The sequence below is a fragment of the Kitasatospora sp. NPDC008115 genome (genome assembly GCF_042957205.1).
In the GTDB taxonomy this organism is placed as follows: Bacteria; Actinomycetota; Actinomycetes; order Streptomycetales; family Streptomycetaceae; genus Kitasatospora.
Window position 1 is genome coordinate 1 of sequence record NZ_JBIBHU010000070.1, and the last position, 4,943, is coordinate 4,943.

Below are 4,943 nucleotides of genomic sequence, written 5' to 3' on the forward strand. Positions count from 1 at the left end.
AGGGTGAAGAGGGCGGGTTGGGTGTAGTGGGTCTGGTGGAGCAGGGCGGCGGTGTCGGGGTCGGTGTCGGGGTCGGCCCACATCACGTCGCGCAGTGGGTGGGGCAGGTGGGGGGCGAATGCTTCGCAGGCCTGGTCGAAAGCGGTCGCGAACACGGGTGATGCCGCGTGCAGTTCGCGTCCCATGCCGGCGCGTTGTGAGCCTTGTCCGGTGAACAGGAATGCCGTCTTCCCTCGCGGCCGGTGGTCGGTCGGACCGCTCACCACGTGGGGTGAGGGCCGGCCCTCCTGCAGCGCGGTCAGCCCGTCGAGCAGTTCGCCGCGGTCGTGGGCGATGACGGCGGCACGGTGCTCGAACGCGGTGCGGGTGGTGGCCAGGGCGTGGGCGATGTCACGGGCATCGACGTCGGGGCGATCGGCGGCGAACGCGTGCAGCTGAGCAGCCTGATCGGCCAACGCGTCCGCCGACTTGCCGGACACCAGCCAGACGTTCGGTCCGTCGGTGGGTGTCTCTTCCGGATCGCTGATGTCGGTGGTGGCGGGTTGTTCGAGGATGAGGTGGGCGTTGGTGCCGCTGATGCCGAAGGAGGAGACGGCGGCGCGGCGGGGGTGGTCGGTGACCGGCCAGGGGGTCTGCTCGGTCAGCAGGCTGATGTTGCCGGTGGTCCAGTCGACGTGCGGGGTCGGCTCGTCGATGTGGAGCGACTGGGGCAGGGTGCCGTGTCGCATGGCGAGGATCATCTTGATGACACCGGCGACGCCTGCGGCGGCCTGGGTGTGGCCGATGTTCGACTTGATGGAGCCGAGGTGCAGGGGCTGGTCGGTGGGTCGGTCCTGGCCGTAGGTGGCGAGGAGTGCCTGGGCCTCGATGGGGTCGCCGAGGCGGGTGCCGGTGCCGTGGGCTTCGACGGCGTCCACCTGATCGGCGGTCAGGCCGGCGCTGGCCAGGGCCTGGCGGATCACCCGTTCCTGGGAGGGGCCGTTGGGGGCGGTGAGTCCGTTGCTGGCGCCGTCCTGGTTGACGGCGCTGCCCCGGATGAGGGCCAGCACGGTGTGTCCGTTGCGCTGGGCGTCCGACAACCGCTCCAGCACCACCAGGCCGACACCCTCGGAGAACCCGGTTCCGTCGGCGCTCGCGGCGAACGGCTTGCACCGACCGTCCGCTGACAGGCCGCGCTGCTGGCTGAACTCGATGAAGGTGTTCGGGGTCGCCATGAGAGTGACGCCGCCCGCGATGGCGAGATCGCAGTCGCCGTACCGCAGGGCCTGGCTGGCCAGGTGCATGGAGACCAGCGACGAGGAGCACGCCGTGTCCACCGTCACGGCCGGGCCCTCAAGCCCGAGGGCATAGGCGATCCGACCGGACGCCACACTGCCGGCACTGCCGTTGCTCATGAATCCTTCGAGCCCGTCCGGCGCCTGAGCGAAGCGTGTCCCGTAGTCGTTGTACATGACGCCGGCGAACACGCCGGTCCGGCTTCCGCGCAGGGTGGACGGATCCACTCCGGCACTCTCGATTGCTTCCCACGCGCATTCCAGCAGCAGCCGCTGCTGGGGGTCCGTGGCGAGTGCCTCGCGAGGGCTCATGGAGAAGAACTCGGCGTCGAAGGAGTCCGCTTCTTCGAGGAAGCCGCCGTGCCGCGTGTAGACCTTGTGTGGTTGTCCCTCGGCCTGATCGTAGAGATTTTCCAGATCCCAGCCCCGGTCGGTGGGGAATTCGCCGATCGCGTCGGAATCCGCTGCGAGCAACTGCCAGAGTTCCTGGGGCGTGCGGACGCCTGCCGGGAAGCGGCAGCTCATCGCCACAACAGCGACCGGTTCCTCGATCGTGGCCCGCACGTTGTCCGGAGCTGCCTCCGTCCCCTGGGGCCTCACCATCTGGTCTCGCAGGTAGTTGGCGAGCGCGGTGGGAGTGGGGTGGTCGAAGACCAGGGTCGCCGGAAGGCGGATTCCGGTGGTGGTGCTGAGCTTGTTGCGGAGTTCGACGGCGGTGAGGGAGTCGATGCCCAGTTCCTTGAACGGGCGGTCCGCTTCGACCTCTGCGGGGTTGGCATGGCCGAGGATCACGGCGAGCTGCTCGCGGACCAGATTGATCAGTACCTGGTCACGCTCGCGCTCGGTCATCGCGGAGAGCCGCTGAGCAAGGCCGCCCTGCTCGCTCTCGCCGTTGTTGGCTGCTGCCGCGCGGAGCCTGGGCGAAGTCAGGGGCAGGAGAGTGCGGTAGATGGGCGGGAGGTCGGGGTTGTTGCGGAGGGCGGTGGTGTTGAGGCGGGCGGTGAGGTGGTGGGGTTGGGGGGTGGTGAGGGTGTGGTCGAAGAGCGCGAGGGCGTCCGCCGTGGGGAGGGGGGCGATCCCGGTGCGGCTCATGCGCGTCAGGTCGTTGGTGTTGAGGTGGCCGGTCAGACTGCTCGACTGCTCCCAGAGTCCCCAGGCGAGGGAGGTGGCCGGCAGCCCGAGCGCCTTCCGGTGGTGGGCGAGGGCGTCGAGGAAGGTGTTGGCGGCGGCGTAGTTGGCCTGGCCGGGGTTGCCGAGGGTGCCGGCGGCGGAGGAGTAGAGGACGAAGGCGGCGAGGTCGAGGTGCCGGGTCTGGTGGTGCAGGTTCCAGGCGGCGTCGGCCTTGGGGCTCAGGACGGTGTCGAGGTGCTCGGGGGTGAGGTTGGGCAGGGTGGCGTCCTGGACGACGCCGGCGGTGTGGATGACGGCGGTGAGGGGGTGCTCGGCCGGGATGTCGGCGAGGAGGGTGGCGAGTTGGTCGGGGTCGGCGGTGTCGCAGGCGGTGATGGTGACCTCGGCGCCGAGGTCGGTCAGTTCCTTGCGCAGTTGGTCGGCGCCTTCGGCGTTGGGGCCGCTGCGGCTGACGAGGAGCAGGTGGGTGTGGCCCTGGGTGACCAGGTGGTGGGCGAGGAGGCTGCCGAGGGTGCCGGTGCCGCCGGTGATGAGGACGGTGCCGTTGGGGTCGAAGGCTGCGGGGGTGGTGGTGTGGTCCGTGGTGGTGGTGCGGGTGAGGCGGGGTGCGTGGATGGTGTTGTTGCGGATGGCGAGTTGGGGTTCGTTGGTGGCCAGGGCGGTGTGGAGGGTGTTGGGGTCGGTCTGGGGGGTGTCGAGGTCGATGAGGGTGAAACGCTCGGGGTTTTCGCTTTGTGCGGTGCGGATGAGGCCCCAGAGGGGTGAGGCGGTGAGGTCGTGGACGTCTTCGTCGGGGTGGGTGGCGATGGCGTTGCGGGTGCAGACGGCGAGGCGGGTGGTGGTGAGGCGTTCGTCGAGCAGCCACTGCTGGATCAGGGTGAGCAGGTGGCGGGTTGCCTGGTGGAGTTCCTCGACGGTGGCCAGGGGCTGGAAGACGCACGGCAGGAGAACGGTCGCGGGAGCAGGGGTGCCGTTGTCGAGGGCTTCGGTGAGTGCGGTGATGCTGTCGTAGCGGTCGGACGTGATCGTTTCGCCGTCGGCGAGGGGGAAGTGCTCGGTGTCCAGCCAGGCCCAGTTCGCTTCCGCCGCCGGCGAGGACGGGGTGAGGGGTGTCCACTCGATGTGGAAGAGGCTGTCGCGTAGGGGCTTGGCGCTGTCGGCGAGTTGCTCGGCCGGCAGGGGCCGGGTGGTGAGGGCCTCGATGGTGGCGACGGGGGCGCCGAGGGTGTCGGCGAGGTGGATGCGGACGGTGTCGGGTGCGGTCGGGGTGAGCCTGGCGCGCAGGCGGCGGGCGCCGGTGGAGTGCAGTTCGATGCCGGACCAGGAGAACGGGACGGAGAGGTCGCCGCTGGGGTTGTCCAGTGCCTGGAGGGCGATGGTGTGGAGGGCGGCGTCGAGGAGGGCGGGGTGGATGTCGAAGGCGTCGGCTTCGAGGTCCTCGGGGAGGGTGATGTCGGCGTAGGTGTGGTGCTCGTCGCGCCAGGCGGCGGTGAGGCCTTGGAAGGCGGGGCCGTAGGTGTAGCCGTGGTCGGCCAGCAGCGGGTAGGCGTCGGAGACGTCGACCGGGATGGCGTTGGCCGGCGGCCAGACGGATAGATCGGGTGACTCCTGGACCGGGCTGGTGGTGGTGAGGGTGGCGGTGGCGTGGGTGGTCCAGGGACTGTCGCTGTCGGGGCGGGAGCGGATGGTGAGGGTGCGGCGCTCGTCCTCGGAGGGGGTGAGGGTGGCTTGGAGGTCGAGGGGGGTGCTGTTGAGGAGGAGTGGGGCGTGGAGGGTGAGTTCTTCGAGGTGGGGGTGGCCGGTGTGGTGGCCGGTGTGGAGGGCGAGGTCGACGAACGCGGTGCCGGGCAGCAGCGGCGTGGTGGTGATGGCGTGGTCGTTCAGCCAGGGGTGGGTGGTTGTGGAGAGGGTGCCGGTGAAGACGCGTCCGTCGTCGGGGAGTTCGAGGTTGGCGGTGAGGAAGGGGTGGTGGGTGGTGTCGAGTCCGAACGTGGAGGCGTCGCCGGAGAGAGTGGGTTTGTGGGTGAGCCAGTAGCGCTGGTGCTGGAACGCGTAGGTGGGCAGGTCGACGGGGTGCTTGGTGGCGGGAGCGGTGTGGGTGCTCCAGTCGACGAGTGCACCGTGGGTGTGGAGTTGGGCGGCGGAGGTGAGGAATTGGGTCCAGTCGCCCTTGTGGCGGCGGAGGGTGCCGGTGGCGTGGGCGGGGGTGTCGGTGGTGTCGAGGATGTCCTGGATGCTGGTGGTGAGGACGGGGTGGGTGCTGATCTCGATGAGGTGGTGGTGGCCGTCGGTGATGAGGGTGTGGGCGGTGTCGGCGAAGAGGACGGTCTGGCGGAGGTTTCGGTACCAGTAGTGGGTGTCGAGGGTGGTGGTGTCGGTGGTGAGGGTGCCGGTGACGGTGGAGTAGAAGGGGGTGTGGCCGGCCTGGGGGGTGATGTCGTTCAGGTCGTTGAGGAGTTGGTCGCGGATGACTTCGACGTGGGCGGAGTGGGAGGCGTAGTCGACGGGGATGGTGCGGGCGTCGATGTGTTGGTCGGT

Annotated in this window: 1 protein-coding gene; it reads right to left on the reverse strand. The window is 69.7% G+C overall.

Going from position 1 to position 4,943, the window contains the following annotated elements; translation table 11 throughout:
* Positions 1 to 4,943: SDR family NAD(P)-dependent oxidoreductase (locus ACFZBX_RS36780; protein WP_391538173.1), on the reverse strand; the 4,943-nt coding region annotated here is incomplete at both ends.